Below are 16735 nucleotides of genomic sequence, written 5' to 3'. Positions count from 1 at the left end.
GTCGACACGGCCGGCCAGAATGTCGCTCATGTGCACGTCGATCGCGCAGAAACCGGCGCGGTCCAACGCTGCGGCCATTTCCACCTGACCGTTGACGCCCTGCTCACGCAGTACGGCAACCTGTGGGCGGATGCCTTTCTTGATGTAAGGCGCGGCGATGTCCTGATTGACGTCGTAGCTCAGCTTGACGCTCAGCCCCGGATTGTCTTCTTCCAGCAGCACGTCGAACTCTTGTTCGGCGCAGTCGACGTTGTCGCGCAGACGCTGGATCTGGTAGCTGGTTTCAGCCCAGGTACGTTGCAGCAGACGACGCTGGCCTTCGAACACGGTGTCACCGTTGAAGGTGATGTTGATCTGGCCGTTGTTCATTGGCTGACCGATCACCGACACGCAGTCGCCCAGACCGGCAGCGCTGAACTGCGCGAGGATATCCGGGGTGGCGTCCTGACGAACCTGGATCACGGCGCCCAGTTCTTCGTTGAACAGGATCGCGGCGATGTCGGCCGAGGTTTCAGCCAGACCGTCAAGGTTCAGGCTCAGACCGCAGTGACCGGCGAAAGCCATTTCCACGGTGCTGGTCAGCAGACCACCGTCGGAACGGTCGTGGTAAGCCAGCAGGTGACCGTCGGCGTTGAGGCCCTGGATCACTGCGAAGAAAGCTTTCAAATCTTCCGCGTCATCGACGTCCGGCGCTTGTGAGCCGAGCTTGCCGTGAACCTGGGCAAGGATCGAGGCGCCCATGCGGTTCTGACCGCGACCGAGGTCGATCAGAATCAGGTCGGTGGTCCCCTTGTCCATGCGCAGTTCCGGGGTCAGGGTCTGACGGATGTCAGCCACTGGCGCGAAACCGGTCACGATCAAAGACATCGGCGAGGTCACGGTTTTTTCTTCACCGTTATCGTTCCAACGGGTAGCCATGGACATCGAGTCCTTGCCCACCGGAATGGTGATGCCCAACTCAGGGCACAGTTCCATACCGACCGCTTTCACAGTGTCGTACAGACGTGCATCTTCGCCCGGGTGGCCGGCAGCCGACATCCAGTTCGCCGACAGTTTGATGTCGGAAATCTTGTTGATGCGCGAGGCGGCGATGTTGGTCAGGGTTTCGCCGATGGCCATGCGGCCCGACGCCGGAGCGTCCAGCAGAGCCAGCGGAGTACGCTCGCCCATCGCCATCGCTTCACCGGTGTAAACATCGAAACTGGTCGCAGTGACGGCAACGTCGGCCACCGGAACCTGCCAAGGGCCAACCATTTGGTCACGAGCGACGAGGCCGGTGATGGTGCGGTCGCCGATGGTGATCAGGAAGCTCTTGCTCGCAACAGCCGGGTGATGCAGAACGCGCTCGATGCTTTCAGTGATGTCGAGGTTCGACGGATCGAAGTCATCACCCAGCTCGGCTTCACGAACAACCGAACGGTGCATGCGCGGGGCTTTGCCCAGCAACACTTCCAGTGGCATGTCCACCGGGTTGTTGCCGAAGTGGCTATCGGTCACGGTCAGTTGCGGCTCGGCGGTGGCTTCACCGACGACGGCAAACGGGCAACGCTCACGTTCGCAAATCGCCTGGAAGCGCGCGAAGTCTTCAGGGCCAACGGCCAGAACGTAACGTTCCTGGGATTCGTTACTCCAGATTTCGTGCGGGGCCATGCCCGGCTCGTCGTTTGGAATGTTGCGCAGTTCGAAACGGCCACCGCGCTCGCCATCGTTGACCAGTTCCGGGAAGGCGTTGGACAAACCACCCGCGCCGACGTCGTGGATGAAGCTGATCGGGTTTTTGTCACCCAACTGCCAGCAACGGTCGATAACTTCCTGGCAGCGACGCTCCATTTCAGGGTTTTCACGCTGCACGGAAGCGAAGTCCAGATCCGCCGAACTGGTGCCGGTGGCCATGGAGGAAGCGGCACCGCCACCCAGACCGATCAACATCGCCGGGCCACCAAGCACGATCAGCTTGGAGCCAACGACGATCTCGCCCTTCTTGACGTGTTCTTCGCGGATGTTGCCCATACCGCCGGCCAGCATGATCGGCTTGTGGTAACCGCGAACTTCGTCACCGTGCGGGGTGGTGATCGACTGTTCGAAGGTACGGAAGTAGCCCGTCAGGGCCGGACGACCGAATTCGTTGTTGAACGCGGCGCCGCCGAGCGGGCCTTCGATCATGATGTCGAGGGCGGTAACGATGCGCTCAGGCTTGCCGTACGGCACTTCCCACGGCTGTTCGAAGCCCGGGATCTGCAAGTTGGATACGGTGAAACCGGTCAGGCCAGCCTTTGGCTTGGCGCCACGACCGGTTGCGCCTTCGTCACGGATTTCGCCACCGGAACCGGTGGATGCGCCCGGGAACGGGGCAATCGCGGTCGGGTGGTTGTGGGTTTCAACCTTCATCAGGATGTGCACCGGTTCCTGCACCGCGCCGTACTGGCGGGTTTCAGGGTTCGGGAAGAAACGGCCGGCAACGTTGCCGACGATCACCGAGGCGTTGTCCTTATAAGCCGACAGAACGCCTTCGCTATGCATCACGTAGGTGTTCTTGATCATGCCGAACAAGCTTTTTTCCTGGCTCTGGCCGTCAATGTCCCAACTGGCGTTGAAGATCTTGTGGCGGCAATGCTCGGAGTTGGCCTGGGCGAACATCATCAGTTCGATGTCGTGCGGGTTGCGCTTCAAACCGTTGAAAGCGTCGACCAGGTAGTCGATTTCGTCTTCAGCCAGGGCCAGGCCCAGCTCGGTGTTGGCTTTCTCCAGCGCAGCGCGACCGCCACCGAGGATGTCGATCGCCGTCAGCGGTTTCGGCTCAGCGTGGCTGAACAGACCGGCGGCCTGTTCTAGGTTGCCGAGGACGATTTGCGTCATGCGGTCATGCAATACATCAGCAATCTGCTGCGCTTGGGCGTCGCTGAACTGACCGGCCACGTAGAACGCGATGCCGCGCTCCAGACGCTGGATCTTGCTCAGGCCGCAGTTGCGGGCAATGTCGCTGGCCTTGCTCGACCATGGCGAGATGGTGCCGAATCGCGGCAACACCAAGAACAGACGGCCGGTCGGCTCTTGAACCGGAACACTTGGACCGTACTTCAGAAGGCGCGCAAGCACCTGCTGTTCGTCGCCGGTCAGGACGCCGGTAACTTCGGCGAAGTGAGCGAATTCAGCATACAAGCCACTGACAGCCGGAACGCATCGGCTCAGTTGCTCAAGGAGTTTGCTGTGGCGAAAGGCAGAAAGGGCAGGAGCGCCGCGCAGGATCAACATCTTCGGGACAGCCTCGGGAAGGGGTGTGCTTTGAGGCCGTGCATTCTAGCCTAAACCGCCCTCAACATCACCCGAAACGCTACGCACGGTTGCACTCGGGTGTCGATCTGTGTTTCTGCCTTGAGAGTCAAATTTACGCGACGAGTGAACAGCGTTAATTTTTACTGTAACAAAATGCCCTTCAGGCCCGTTTCTGCGGGGTTTCGGCTGGTTTTGTGATCTCTAGCAGAGTAGCCCTACGCTGTCGAGATATGGCGCTCGTTGTCCTTTGCGTATACTGCGCAAATGTTTTTCCCAACGGCTTTGCGTCCGCGGTACGCCAAATGGCTGATCGCAACCGGACTCTTCCTGATGCTCGGTGGCTGTGTTGATAAACCCAACACACTCGAGCGCGTAAAGGAGGATGGTGTGCTGCGGGTGATTACCCGAAACAGCCCCGCCACCTACTTCCAGGATCGCAGCGGTGAAACCGGCTTCGAATACGAGCTGGTGAAGCGCTTTGCCGACGATTTGGGTGTCGAACTTAAAATCGAGACCGCCGACAATCTCGACGACCTCTTCAACCAGATCGGCAAACCCAACGGGCCGGTACTGGCGGCTGCCGGCCTGGTCAGCAGCGACCAGCGCAAGCAGCAGGTGCGGTTCTCCCACTCCTACCTCGAAGTCACGCCGCAGATCATCTATCGCAACGGCCAGTCGCGGCCGACCGACGCCGGTGATCTGGTCGGCAAGAAGATCATGGTGCTCAAGGGCAGTACCCACGCCGAGCAACTGGCCGAGCTGAAACAGAAATTTCCCGGCATCGAATACGAAGAGTCCGACGCCGTCGAGGTGGTCGACCTGTTGCGCATGGTCGACGAAGGCCAGATCGACCTGACCCTGGTCGACTCCAACGAAGTGGCGATGAATCAGGTGTATTTCACCAACATCCGCGTGGCCTTCGACCTTGGCGATGCGCGCAGCCAGAGCTGGGCGGTAGGCCCGGGCGAAGACAACAGCCTGCTCAACGAGATCAACGACTATCTGGACAAGGTGCAAAAAAACGGCACCTTGCAACGTTTGAAAGACCGCTACTACGGCCACGTAGACGTCCTCGGTTACATGGGCGCCACCACGTTCGCCCAGCACTTGCAACAGCGCCTGCCGAAATACGAACAGCACTTCAAGAACTACGCGAAGAAAGAGAAAGTCGACTGGCGCCTGCTCGCGGCAATCGGTTATCAGGAGTCACTGTGGCAGCCCACGGTCACCTCCAAAACCGGCGTGCGCGGCCTAATGATGCTGACCCAGAGCACCGCTCAGGCGATGGGCGTGTCCAACCGCCTCGATCCAAAGCAGAGCATCATGGGTGGCGCCAAGTACATCGCTTATATGAAGGATCAGCTTGATGATTCGATCAAGGAGCCGGATCGCACATGGTTTGCGCTAGCGGCATACAACGTCGGCAGCGGCCATCTGGATGACGCGCGCAAACTGACGGCCAAGGAAGGGTTGAATCCGGACAAGTGGCTGGACGTGAAGAAGATCCTGCCACGCCTGTCGCAGAAACAGTGGTACAGCAAGACCCGCTACGGCTATGCCCGTGGCGGCGAGCCGGTGCATTTCGTGGCGAACATCCGCCGTTACTACGACATTCTCACCTGGGTGACCCAGCCGCAGCTTGAGGGCGATCAGGTGGCTGAGGGCAACCTGCATGTGCCGGCGATCGACAAGTCCAAGCCGACCCAAGAGCCTGCCCCGCTGTAACCAACACCATAGACCCCCTGTGGGAGCGAGCTTGCTCGCGAATGGGGTGCATCAGTCAAATAATATGTCGACTGACACTACGCTTTCGCGAGCAAGCTCGCTCCCACAGGGTTTTTCGTTGATATTTAAGCTTTCGCAGCCGCCAGGATCAACGCTTTCATCTCGGACACCGCAGACTTGAAGCCCACGAACAACGCATGCGCCACCAGCGCATGGCCGATGTTCAATTCGTTGATGCCCTTGATCGCCGCCACCGCTTCAACGTTGTGGTAATGCAGACCATGACCGGCATTAACAATCAGGCCTTGAGCCAAACCAAACGCCACACCGTCCGCCACACGCTTCAACTCTTCAGCGACATCAGTCGGGGTTTCAGCGTCGGCATAACGTCCGGTGTGCAGCTCGATAGCTGGCGCGCCGACACGTTTCGACGCCGCAATCTGGCGCTCGTCGGCGTCGATGAACAGCGACACTTCGCTGCCGATTTTCGAAAGACGCTCAACTGCTGCCTTGATCCGCGCTTCCTGACCGGCGACGTCCAAACCGCCTTCGGTGGTCAGTTCCTGACGGGTTTCCGGTACCAGGCAGATGTGCGCTGGGCGGATAAGCTCGGCGAACACCATCATTTCTTCGGTGACGCCCATTTCGAAGTTCATGCGGGTTTGCAGCACATCCTTGAGCAGGAGCACGTCGCGTTCTTGAATGTGGCGGCGGTCTTCACGCAGGTGCACGGTGATGCCGTCGGCGCCCGCCTCTTCAGCGTCCAGCGCAGCCTTGACCGGATCCGGATAGCGCGTGCCACGGGCCTGACGCAGGGTGGCGACGTGGTCGATGTTCACGCCAAGAAGAATGCGATTGCTGGTGGTCACGGGTGCGCGCTCCTGAAGGAAAAGATTCGGCGCACAGCATACGTGAGATCAGGGCTTGCGAAACAGCTCGCGACTGACCAGAGGACGACCGCCCAAATGAACCGCCAATGCCTGACGCATCAGCCGCTTGGCGGCGGACAGTGCACCGGGCGCTGACCAATCGGCTTCGGCCATGGCCAACAATTCGGTGCCGTTGAACAGCCCCGGTTGCAGCAGGTAGACACGCTCAAGCCCTGCATCCACTTGCAGGCGATAGAGACCGTCCGGCGCGACTGGCTCGCCGTGAACATCGGTGCTCATGGAAAAGCCGTAGCCAAGATCATCCAGCAGTCGCCATTCGAAGGACCGCAGCAAGGGTTCCAGTGGCCGACCTTCGGCCAGGGCCACCAGCGTGGCGGCGTAATGATCGAACACCGCCGGATGCGGATCTTCGGCAGGCAGCAAGCGAATCAACAACTCATTGAGATAGAGGCCGCTGAACAGCGCCTCGCCGACCATCCAGGTCGCGGTACCGGCACTTTCCATGCGCCCGACATTCTTCAACTCACCCTTGCCGCGGAACTCGACTTCCAGTGGCACGAACGGCCGCGCCAAGGTCCCGGCCTTGCCCCGAGCACTGCGCAACACCGCCCGCAGCCGACCTTGCGGCGTGAGGAAGTCCACCAACGCGCTGGTTTCGCGGTAGGCGCGGGAGTGGAGGACGTAGGCCGGTTGGGCGGGAGGCGGGTTTTGCGACATTGAGTTCTCGATGAAGAAACGCAGTTTTACACACAACCTAAAACTACTGTGGGAGCGAGCTTGCTCGCGAATGCGGTGCAACAATCAACATCAATGCTGAATGTTACGCCCTCTTCGCGAGCAAGCTCGCTCCCACAATGGATCGATATATCGCCAGACGAATTACAAGTCGCCGTAACCCAGCGAACGCAACGCACGCTCGTCGTCGGACCAGCCGCCCTTCACCTTGACCCACAGGTTGAGCATGATCTTGGAGTCGAACAGCAGCTCCATGTCCTTGCGCGCTTCAGTGCCGATGCGTTTGATGCGCTCGCCCTTGTCGCCGATGATGATCTTCTTCTGGCCATCACGCTCAACGAGGATCAAAGCGTGGATGTGCAGGGTCTTGCCCTGCTGCTTGAATTCTTCGATCTCGACGGTGATCTGGTACGGCAGCTCGGCGCCCATCTGACGCATGATTTTCTCGCGCACCAGCTCGGCGGCAAGGAAACGGCTGCTGCGGTCGGTGATCTGGTCTTCCGGGAAGAAGTGATCATTTTCCGGCAGATGGTTGGCGATGACCTTTTCCAGCGCTTCAAGGTTGTGGCCGTGCTGCGCCGAAATCGGGATGATCTGCGCGTTCGGCAGCTGTTCCTGCAACCACGACAAGTGCGGCATCAGCTCGGCCTTGTCTTCGATGCGATCGGTCTTGTTCAGTGCGACGATCAGCGGGCCGGTCACGTACTGCACGCGCTCCAGCACCATCTGGTCTTCGTCGGTCCACTTGGTGCGATCGACCACAAAAATCACCACGTCGACGTCTTTCAACGCCGCCGAAGCGGTCTTGTTCATGTAGCGATTCAGCGCCTTTTCGCCCCCCTTGTGCATGCCCGGGGTGTCGACGTAGATCGCTTGCACGTCACCCTCGGTCTTGATCCCGAGCATGTTGTGGCGAGTGGTCTGCGGCTTGCGCGAGGTGATCGCGAGCTTCTGGCCAAGGATGTGGTTCAGCAGCGTGGACTTGCCCACGTTGGGACGGCCGACGATGGCAACATAGCCACAGCGAGTTGCATTTGTATCAGTCATTGCCATTCTCCACGCCCAGGGCAATCAGTGCTGCGGCGGCCGCTACCTGTTCGGCAATACGACGACTCACACCCTGACCTCGGCTTTTTTCATTCAGTAAGACAACTTCGCATTCGACGAAGAAGGTTCGGCAGTGCGGCTCACCCTGGATATCCACTACTTCGTAACGAGGCAGGTCGCAACCGCGCGATTGCAGATGTTCCTGCAGACGGGTCTTGGGATCCTTGTTGGTGTCGACCAGCGTCAGGCATTCGAACTCGCCGGCCAGCCAGGCCAGGACGCGCTCGCGCGCCATATCCATGCCTGCGTCGAGGTAGATCGCACCGATCAGCGCTTCAAGGGCGTCGGCCAGAATCGATTCGCGACGAAAACCGCCGCTTTTCAGTTCACCGGAACCCAGACGCAGATAATCACCAAGGTCGAAACCGCGAGCCAGAACGGCCAGCGTCTCACCTTTCACCAAACGTGCGCGTAAACGCGACAACTGGCCTTCGCGGGCCAGCGGGAAGCGGTCAAACAGCGCTTCGCCGGCGACGAAGTTGAGGATGGCGTCACCGAGGAATTCCAGGCGTTCGTTGTTGCGCCCGGCAAAACTGCGGTGCGTCAGGGCCAGGAGCATCAGCTCCTGATCCTTGAAGGTATAACCGAGCTGACGCTCGAGACGGCTTAATGAGGCGCTCACGGTTTACCCACGCTGTGTTCAAAGCTGGATTCCACCGCCATCGCCGGGGTACGGCGCAGGCCTGGGACAATTAACGCTGTGTTCAAAAATTAAATCCTGGCGATTGCGAAGCCGATTGTGTCGGCTCCAGAAATGCATTCGGCGCTGTGGTTAACAGCGCCGTGTGTGATTACTTGATCAGGCCAACCCGCGAGAAGTTCGGCAGGTGGCTGAGTTTCGGTTCCGGCCAGCTCATCCAGACCGCGAAGGCCTTGCCGACGATATTCTGGTCGGGAACCATGCCCAGCAGATCCTTGGGAATGTTCGGATCATCCCAATAACGACTGTCGTTCGAATTGTCGCGGTTGTCGCCCATCATGAAGTAGTGCCCGGCAGGCACTGTCCACGTACGATCCGGCGGGGTGCGATAGCGGCTCATTTCCTTGCGGATAAGGTGCTCGGCGGCGCCGAGTTTTTCCTTGTAGAGCTCGGCGCTGCCCAACGTGCCCGGCTCGGAGCCGACCAGTTGCTCGGCAATCGACTCGCCATTGACGAACAGACGCTTGTCAGCGGTGTAACGCACCGTGTCACCTGGCAGGCCGACTACACGTTTGATGTAGTTGACGGCAGGGTCGCTCGGATAGCGGAACACCATCACATCGCCGCGCTGTGGATCACCGACTTCGATGATTTTCTTGTCGATCACCGGCAGGCGGATCCCGTAAGAAAACTTGTTCACCAGAATGAAGTCGCCGACGTCCAGGGTCGGTTTCATCGAGCCGGACGGAATCTGGAACGGTTCCACCAGGAACGAACGCAGCACCAGCACGATGAACAACACCGGGAAGAACGACTTGCCGTATTCAACCAGCAGCGGTTCTTTGTTCAGTTTCTCGACCACCACCCCGTCAGGCTGGCTGACGCTGCCCTGATAGGAGGCAATGGCAGCACGCCGACGCGGCGCGAGGATCAACAGATCGAGCAACGCCAACAGGCCGCAAACGAACACGGCGATGACCAGCAACAGCGGGAAATTTAGTGACATAGGACCTAACTATCCAACCTGAGCACTGCAAGGAAGGCTTCTTGTGGAATTTCCACGTTGCCGACCTGCTTCATGCGTTTCTTACCGGCCTTTTGCTTCTCCAGCAGTTTCTTCTTACGGCTGACGTCACCACCGTAGCATTTGGCCAATACGTTCTTTCTGAGTGCCTTGACCGAAGTTCGCGCAATGATCTGCCCGCCGATGGCGGCCTGGATCGCGACGTCGAACATCTGACGCGGAATCAGTTCTTTCATCTTCTCGGTCAACTGGCGACCTTTGTAGTGCGCGTTATCTTTGTGCACGATCAGCGCCAGGGCGTCGACCTTGTCACCGTTGATCAGCACGTCCAGTTTCACCAGATTAGCCGATTGATAACGATCGAAATGGTAATCCAGCGAAGCATAGCCGCGACTGGTGGACTTCAAACGGTCGAAGAAGTCGAGGACCACTTCGTTCATCGGAATATCGTAAGTAACCTGCACCTGATTGCCGAGGAACAGCATGTCGTGCTGTACACCGCGCTTCTCGATACACAGGGTGATGACGTTGCCCAAGTGCTCCTGCGGAACCAGGATGTTGGCCCGCACGATCGGCTCGCGCATGTCTTCAACAGACGAGATGTCCGGAAGCTTCGACGGGTTATCGACGTAAATCGTTTCACCGGTTTTCAGCAGCAGCTCAAAAATTACCGTCGGCGCCGTGGTGATCAGGTCCAGGTCGTACTCGCGCTCGAGACGTTCCTGGATGATTTCCATGTGCAGCATGCCGAGGAAGCCGCAACGGAAGCCGAAGCCCAGTGCGTCGGAGCTTTCCGGGGTGTATTGCAGCGACGAGTCGTTAAGTGTCAGTTTCTGCAGCGCTTCGCGGAAATCTTCGAAGTCGTCGGAGCTGACCGGGAACAGACCGGCGTAAACCTGTGGCTGAATGCGTTTGAAGCCTGGCAGCACTTCAACGTCCGGCGTCGAGCTCAAGGTCAGGGTGTCACCGACCGGTGCACCGTGAATGTCCTTGATGCTGGCGATGATGAAGCCCACTTCGCCGGCCTTCAGGTCAACCGTGGCGGTGTGTTTCGGGTTGAACACGCCAACGCTGTCGACCAGGTGGATCTTGCCGGTGGACTTGACGAGGATCTTGTCGCCCTTCTTCACGCGGCCATGACGTACGCGCACCAGGGAAACAACGCCCAGGTAGTTGTCGAACCAGGAGTCGATGATCAACGCTTGCAGCGGATCTTCGATGTTGCCGGTTGGCGCAGGAATGGTGTGCACCAGACGCTCGAGCACTTCGTCGACACCCAGGCCGGTTTTGGCGCTGCAAGTGACGGCGTCAGTGGCGTCGATGCCAATGATCTTCTCGATCTCGTCCTTGACGCGATCAGGGTCGGCCTGCGGCAGGTCGATCTTGTTCAGTACCGGCATGACCTCAAGGCCCTGCTCGATAGCGGTGTAGCAGTTGGCCACGGACTGGGCTTCAACACCCTGACCCGCGTCGACTACCAGCAATGCACCTTCGCACGCGGCCAGGGAACGGCTGACTTCGTAGGTGAAGTCGACGTGGCCCGGGGTGTCAATGAAGTTCAGCTGATATTTGATGCCGTCTTTGGCGGTGTAATACAGGGTGACGCTGTGGGCCTTGATGGTGATCCCGCGTTCACGCTCCAGATCCATGGAATCCAGTACCTGGGCCTCCATTTCACGCTCGGCCAGGCCGCCGCACATCTGGATGAAGCGATCGGCCAGCGTCGACTTGCCATGGTCAATGTGGGCGATGATGGAGAAATTGCGGATATGACTCAAATCACTCACGGGTCAACACTCAAAAAGGCTGCAGGCATAGCCCGCCGAAAAATAGCCGGGAATTGTACCTGATACACGGCGCAAGCGTCACGTTCACCTGTCACCCGGATTGCATGCAAAAACGCCCCGATCTGTCGATCGAGGCGTTTTCAAGGTTAAACGGCGGATGAAAGCTTGTTCATCAACCGGCTCGTCTAAGCAGCCAGACCCCCGCCAACGCACAGACTCCAGCCGGCACCAGCACCGCAAACAACGGCGAGAAACCGAACACCAGGCTCGACGGGCCAAGCAAATCCTGGACGATGCGGAAGGTGAAACCCACCAGCACACCCGTAAAGACACGCTGACCCAAGGTCACCGAACGCAGCGGGCCGAAGATAAAGGAGATCGCCATCAGCACCAGCGCAGCGGTGACCAGCGGCTGCAACACCTTGACCCAAAATGCCAGCCAGTAACGACCGTTGCTCAGGCCCTGCTCGGCTAGATAGTGGATATAACCCCACAAACCGCTGATCGACAGCGATTCCGGCGCCATGACCACGGTGCTGAGCAATTGCGGGCTCAGAGCCACATCCCAACGCTCGACGGGCGTGTTCACGACTTCCGTGCTGCGATCGCGAAACACAGTGGTCGTCACGTCGCTGAGCTGCCAGTGATCGACGTCGAACTCGGCCTTCTTGGCGAAGCTCGAACTCAACAGATGGCGTTCCTTGTCGAAGTGGTAGCGGGTCACGCCATACAGCAGGCCGTTGGGTTGCACGGCGTTGATATGAATGAACTCTTCACCCTGGCGGTGCCACATGCCGTGCTTGGCGCTTTGCGCGTCGCCGCTGCCTTGGGCCAGCGAGCGGTTGGCCTGGGCCATGCTTTCGGTGGCGGGTGCGACGTATTCGCCGATCAGCACGCCGGCCAACATCAGCACCAGCATTGGCTTCATCACCGCCCAGACGATACGGCCAATGGACACACCGGCGGCGCGCATCACCGTCAGTTCGCTGCTGCTGGCAAGACTGCCGAGGCCGATCAGACAACCGATCAACGCCGCCATCGGCAGCATTTCGTAGAGACGACGGGGTGCTGTCAGCAGCACGAAGCCCAGAACGTCAACCAGCGTGTAGGTTTCGCTGACGTCGCCCATTTCATCGATAAAGGCAAACAGCGTCGCCAGACCGAGAATGATCGCCAGCACAGCGATGATCGCCATGAACACGCTGCTGCCGATGTAGCGGTCGAGTTTAACCACGGGCCACCTCCAGCGCAGCGGCGCGACGGCTGGCCATCTTCAGGCGCAGCGGCTCCCAATAGAGCAGGCCGAGGCCGATGAACAGGAAGATCGCATGCACCCACCACAAGCCGAGCGCCGGTGGAATCTTGCCTTTTTCAAGGGCGCCGCGGGCGGCAATAAGAATGGTCAGGTAAGCCATATAAAGAAGAATCGCCGGCAGCAGCTTGAGGAAACGCCCTTGACGCGGATTGACTCGCGACAGCGGCACCGCCATCAGGGTCACGATAAACACCAGCAATGGCAGGGACAGGCGCCATTGCAGTTCGGTCTTGGAGCGAATGTCGTCGCTGCCCCACAGGGCCGATGTCGGCATCGCGTCACGGTCGGTGACTTCTTCGCTGACGTCCGGCTTGGGCAGCAGCACGCCGTAATTCTCGTAATGAATGGCGCGGTAATCAGCTTGGCCGGGGCTGCCGTCGTAACGGTAACCGTTATCGAGGATCAGGTAGCGATTGCCGTCGGGGCGGACTTCCTGACGACCCGACTCGGCCACCAGCACGGAAATCCCGCGGTCTTTCTGATCGGCGCCGAGGTTCTTCTGCGAGATGAACACGCCGCCCAGGTTGACGCGATCGTCGCTCAGGGTCTCGGTGTACGTCACCCGCGTGCCGTCGCGCAGGGCCTGGAAGCGTCCCGGCTCAAGGGTGTCGAATTCGGTCAGGGCGTCCTGCTTGTTCAGCAGTAACTGGAACTGGTTGGCACCTTGCGGCGCCAGACCCAGGCTCAGCCATGCCACGACCAGCGCAACCAGCGTCGCCGGAAACAGGGTCATGCGTAATAGCTTCTGCTGACTCATGCCGGTGGCCGAGAGCACGGTCATTTCGCTTTCCAGGTACAAGCGACCGTAGGCCAGCAGGATCCCGAGGAACAGGCCCAGCGGCAGAATCAGTTGCAGGAAACCCGGCAGGCGAAAGCCCATGATCAGGAACAGCGAGCCCGGATCGAGCTGGCCGGCAGCGGCCTGAGCGAGGTATTTGATGAAGCGACCGCTCATGATGATGACCAACAGCACGGCACTCACGGCGCTGAGGGTCAATAGAACTTCGCGGGACAGATAACGGAAGACGATCAAACCAGACACTCCAGTGTTGTCAGGCTAAGGCGGCCAAACAAGCAAACACATCGACCGGCCCGCAACGCAGAGCCGTCGAAAAAAGATGCGGCATTATCCTGTGATTGAGGGCGCCTGTCACTGCGCACACTCATCCTCGCACGCAATCGGTTGAAGATCGTACAACCTAGGGGGCGCTCTCAATTAGTTTTCACACCGCGCCGGGTCAGCTGTTGTGCAGGGCAAGGCGCGAGAAGCGTGGTTTGGTCATTCCAAATAAGCTTCGAGCAACGCAGCCCTGCACAACAGCAGGCCCGGCCCTTCGGGTTGTGCCTTAAAGCCGGCCAGTCTGCGTTGCAGGCCTTGGAAAGGGAACAACCATTCCCGGCGGCCTGCGCCTTGCATGGCCGGCTTTAAGGCGACAACGCGGTGTGAAAACTAATTGAGAACGCCCCCTAGGGTTGTCAGGCGCGGGGAGCGAGGTTCAAACTGCGGCCCTTGTCGCAGGCTTTGGCCTGCGCCTCTTCTATTTATAAGCAGGCGACTGCAGACACCGTCGAACGCCTGTGTGTTGACCATTCATTCAGGGATCCGGACATGGAACTGGTTGTAAAAAGCGTTAGCCCAGAAACGTTGAAAACCGCCACCCTGGTGGTTGCCGTCGGCGAAGGCCGCAAACTCGGCGCTGCTGCCAAGCAGGTCGACGAGCTCAGCGGCGGCGCGATCAGCGCCGTACTCAAGCGTGGCGATCTGGCCGGCAAGGTCGGTCAAAGCCTGCTGCTGCACAGCCTGCCGAACCTGAAAGCCGAGCGCGTGCTGCTGGTCGGCGTGGGCAAGGATGAGGAACTGGGCGATCGTCCGTTCCGCAAAATCGTGGCCGGCATCCTCAACACTCTGAAAGGCCTGAACGGCAGCGACGCCGTGCTGGCGCTGGACGAAGTCATCGTCAAGGGCCGCGACAGCTACGGCAAAACCCGTCTGCTGGCCGAAACCCTGGTCGACGGCGAATACAGCTTCGATCAATTCAAGAGCGTGAAAGCCGAACCACGCGCGCTGAAAAAAATCACCCTGTTGACCATCAAAGCCGCCCAGGCTGAAGTGCAGCGCGCCGTGACTCACGCCACTGCGATCGCCAACGGCATGGCCTTCACCCGCGACCTGGGTAACCTGCCACCGAACATCTGCCACCCGACATTCCTTGGTGAGCAAGCCAAGAACCTCGGCAAAGAGTTCAAGGATCTGAAAGTCGAAGTCCTCGACGAGAAGAAGATCAAAGCACTGGGCATGGGCTCGTTCTACGCCGTCGGCCAAGGCAGCGAACAACCGCCGCGCCTGATCGTCATGCAATACAACGGCGGCAAGAAATCCGAGAAGCCGTACGCACTGGTCGGTAAAGGCATCACCTTCGACACCGGCGGCATCAGCTTGAAGCCGGGCGCCGGCATGGACGAAATGAAGTACGACATGGGCGGCGCTGCCAGCGTGTTCGGCACCCTGCGTGCGGTACTTGAGCTGAAACTGCCGATCAACCTGGTGTGCATCCTCGCTTGCGCCGAAAACATGCCGAGCGGCAATGCGACCCGTCCGGGCGACATCGTCACCACCATGAGCGGCCAGACCGTGGAAATCCTCAACACCGACGCCGAAGGCCGTCTGGTGCTGTGCGATGCCCTGACCTACTCAGAGCGCTTCAAGCCGCAAGCGGTGATCGACATCGCCACACTGACCGGCGCTTGCGTGGTTGCTCTGGGCGCCCACACTTCGGGCCTGCTGGGCAACAACGACGAACTGATCGGCCAACTGCTCAGCGCCGGCAAGGCTGCCGACGACCGCGCCTGGCAACTGCCGCTGTTCGATGAGTATCAAGAGCAACTGGACAGCCCGTTCGCCGACATCGCCAACATTGGCGGGCCGAAGGCCGGCACCATCACGGCCGCGTGCTTCCTGTCGCGTTTCACCAAGAACCTTAACTGGGCGCACCTGGACATTGCCGGCACCGCGTGGACCAGCGGCGGCAAGGACAAGGGCGCCACTGGCCGCCCAGTGCCTCTGCTGACCCAATACCTACTGGACCGCGCCAAAGCCTGAAACCGCCGATGAGCGGCGTCACTCTCGGGTGACGCCGTTTACCGCTCTGGAACCGCAATGACCAAAGTCGACTTCTATATCTTGCCCAGCGCCGATCCTTCTGCGCGCCTGGACTTTGCCTGCAAGCTCACCGAGAAAGCCTGGCGCATGGGTCATCGCATCTACCTGCATTGCAGCGATGCCGCTCAGCGTGACGATCTCGATGCGCGTCTGTGGGCGTTCAAGGGCGAAAGCTTCGTGCCTCACGGCCCTGCCGACAGCGAACCGGACGGTTTTGTTGTTCTGGGTTTGGGCGATGACTGCGGCCAGCATCAGGATTTACTGGTCAATCTCGACCTGAAAGTCCCGGCCTTCGCCAGTAAATTCGCCCGAGTGGCGGAAGTGGTGGTGGAAGATCCAACGATTCGAGCGGCCGCGCGGGAGAGTTTCCGTTTCTACCGCGAACAAGGCTATCCTCTGCAAGATCACCGTTTACAGCGACTCTGAGCATTCCAATGGACACTCCGAAACCGCAGCAAAAGTCCGCGCACCTGCTGGACGATCTCGAATCGATCCGCCAGTTGCTCGGCGACGACAACCTGCAACCACCGCTGCTGACCGATACGGTCGATGACGGTGAACAGGAACAGATTCCGATGTTGTTCGATCCGGTTGGCAGTGAACCGCCAGCCGTCGCACCGTCAGCGACACCCGTCCAGGCACCCGCTGCGCAGCCTGCAGCCACTGTCGATAAAGGCCCGGATGCCTTACTGCATCTGGACAGCGAGTTGCGCGCCGCTGCGCAATTGATCATGCAAGACGTGATCGACGATTTTGCCCCGCACATCGAAACCGAAATCAAACGCCGCCTCGATGCGCGGATGGAACGGTTGCTAAGCCAGTACGAATAACCCCCAATCCCTGTGGGAGCCAGCCTGTTGGCTCCCACACTTTTGATCTCCGCCTGGTCCTCCCCCGCTCGCCCTCGGCCCCATGCCTCGCTATACTTCCCGGCTTTTCCTGAATAAATGCCAATAGGGTCCCGCCGCGCATGGATAAGACCTACCAGCCGCACGCCATTGAAACTTCCTGGTACAACACCTGGGAGTCCGAGAACTACTTCGCCCCGCAAGGCGCGGGCGAGTCCTACACGAGCATGA

14 protein-coding genes are annotated in these 16735 nt (G+C 59.6%); 5 read left to right on the top strand and 9 right to left on the bottom strand.

Annotation, left to right across the window (positions count from 1 at the left end):
* On the bottom strand, positions 1-3252 hold a 3252-nt coding region (purL, locus tag ACIQVE_RS27225; protein ID WP_402814546.1), incomplete at its 3' end, for a phosphoribosylformylglycinamidine synthase.
* Positions 3253-3537: 285 nt separating this feature from the next.
* Here purL and mltF point away from each other — a divergent pair.
* The gene (mltF, locus tag ACIQVE_RS27220; RefSeq protein WP_402814543.1) at positions 3538-4998 is read left to right on the top strand and encodes a membrane-bound lytic murein transglycosylase MltF; all 1461 of its coding nucleotides are present in this window, start codon (positions 3538-3540) and stop codon (positions 4996-4998) included.
* Positions 4999-5123: 125 nt separating this feature from the next.
* On the opposite strand, the gene pdxJ is transcribed toward mltF, so the two are convergent.
* The 8 genes from pdxJ to lptF form a co-directional block, all read right to left on the bottom strand.
* Entirely contained in the window at positions 5124-5867 is a 744-nt protein-coding gene (pdxJ, locus tag ACIQVE_RS27215; RefSeq protein ID WP_402814540.1) for a pyridoxine 5'-phosphate synthase, read from the bottom strand.
* Between the two features lie 48 nt (positions 5868-5915).
* A complete protein-coding gene (recO, locus tag ACIQVE_RS27210) occupies positions 5916-6605 on the bottom strand; it encodes a DNA repair protein RecO (protein WP_402814537.1) in 690 nt (229 codons plus the stop codon).
* 162 nt (positions 6606-6767) lie between these two features.
* A complete protein-coding gene (era, locus tag ACIQVE_RS27205; protein ID WP_042557789.1) occupies positions 6768-7670 on the bottom strand; it encodes a GTPase Era in 903 nt (300 codons plus the stop codon).
* A complete protein-coding gene (gene rnc, locus ACIQVE_RS27200; protein ID WP_402814535.1) occupies positions 7663-8352 on the bottom strand; it encodes a ribonuclease III in 690 nt (229 codons plus the stop codon). Before rnc ends, era begins: the two co-directional genes overlap by 8 nt.
* Before the next feature lie 169 nt (positions 8353-8521).
* On the bottom strand, positions 8522-9376 hold the full coding sequence (gene lepB / locus ACIQVE_RS27195; protein WP_042557787.1) for a signal peptidase I: 855 nt from the start codon (positions 9374-9376) through the stop codon (positions 8522-8524).
* A 5-nt stretch (positions 9377-9381) separates the two neighbouring features.
* Positions 9382-11181, bottom strand: a complete 1800-nt coding sequence (gene lepA, locus ACIQVE_RS27190) for a translation elongation factor 4 (RefSeq protein WP_402814531.1) — start codon at positions 11179-11181, stop codon at positions 9382-9384.
* A gap of 172 nt (positions 11182-11353) precedes the next feature.
* Positions 11354-12415 (bottom strand): LPS export ABC transporter permease LptG, encoded by a 1062-nt coding sequence (gene lptG, locus ACIQVE_RS27185; RefSeq protein ID WP_402814529.1) that lies wholly within the window; start codon positions 12413-12415, stop codon positions 11354-11356.
* Positions 12408-13529 carry an LPS export ABC transporter permease LptF gene (gene lptF / locus ACIQVE_RS27180; RefSeq protein ID WP_402814526.1) on the bottom strand — a complete coding sequence of 374 codons (1122 nt, stop codon included), beginning with the start codon at positions 13527-13529 and terminating at the stop codon, positions 12408-12410. Before lptF ends, lptG begins: the two co-directional genes overlap by 8 nt.
* Before the next feature lie 576 nt (positions 13530-14105).
* Between lptF and ACIQVE_RS27175 the strand changes: the two genes are divergently transcribed.
* From ACIQVE_RS27175 to ACIQVE_RS27160, 4 genes are all read left to right on the top strand, one after another.
* Positions 14106-15596 carry a leucyl aminopeptidase gene (locus ACIQVE_RS27175; RefSeq protein ID WP_402814524.1) on the top strand — a complete coding sequence of 497 codons (1491 nt, stop codon included), beginning with the start codon at positions 14106-14108 and terminating at the stop codon, positions 15594-15596.
* A gap of 57 nt (positions 15597-15653) precedes the next feature.
* On the top strand, positions 15654-16082 hold the full coding sequence (locus ACIQVE_RS27170) for a DNA polymerase III subunit chi (protein WP_402814521.1): 429 nt from the start codon (positions 15654-15656) through the stop codon (positions 16080-16082).
* An 8-nt stretch (positions 16083-16090) separates the two neighbouring features.
* Positions 16091-16486, top strand: coding sequence for a DNA polymerase III subunit chi (locus ACIQVE_RS27165; protein WP_402814519.1), 396 nt, complete (start codon positions 16091-16093; stop codon positions 16484-16486).
* Between the two features lie 140 nt (positions 16487-16626).
* Positions 16627-16735, top strand: a 109-nt coding sequence (locus ACIQVE_RS27160) for a hypothetical protein (RefSeq protein ID WP_402814549.1), incomplete at its 3' end; no start/stop codon positions are given.

This window comes from Pseudomonas sp. NPDC098747, from assembly GCF_044760045.1.
In the GTDB taxonomy this organism is placed as follows: domain Bacteria; phylum Pseudomonadota; class Gammaproteobacteria; order Pseudomonadales; family Pseudomonadaceae; genus Aquipseudomonas.
The sequence above is the reverse complement of the archived record's forward strand: the minus strand, read 5'-3'. Positions and strand labels throughout refer to the sequence as shown.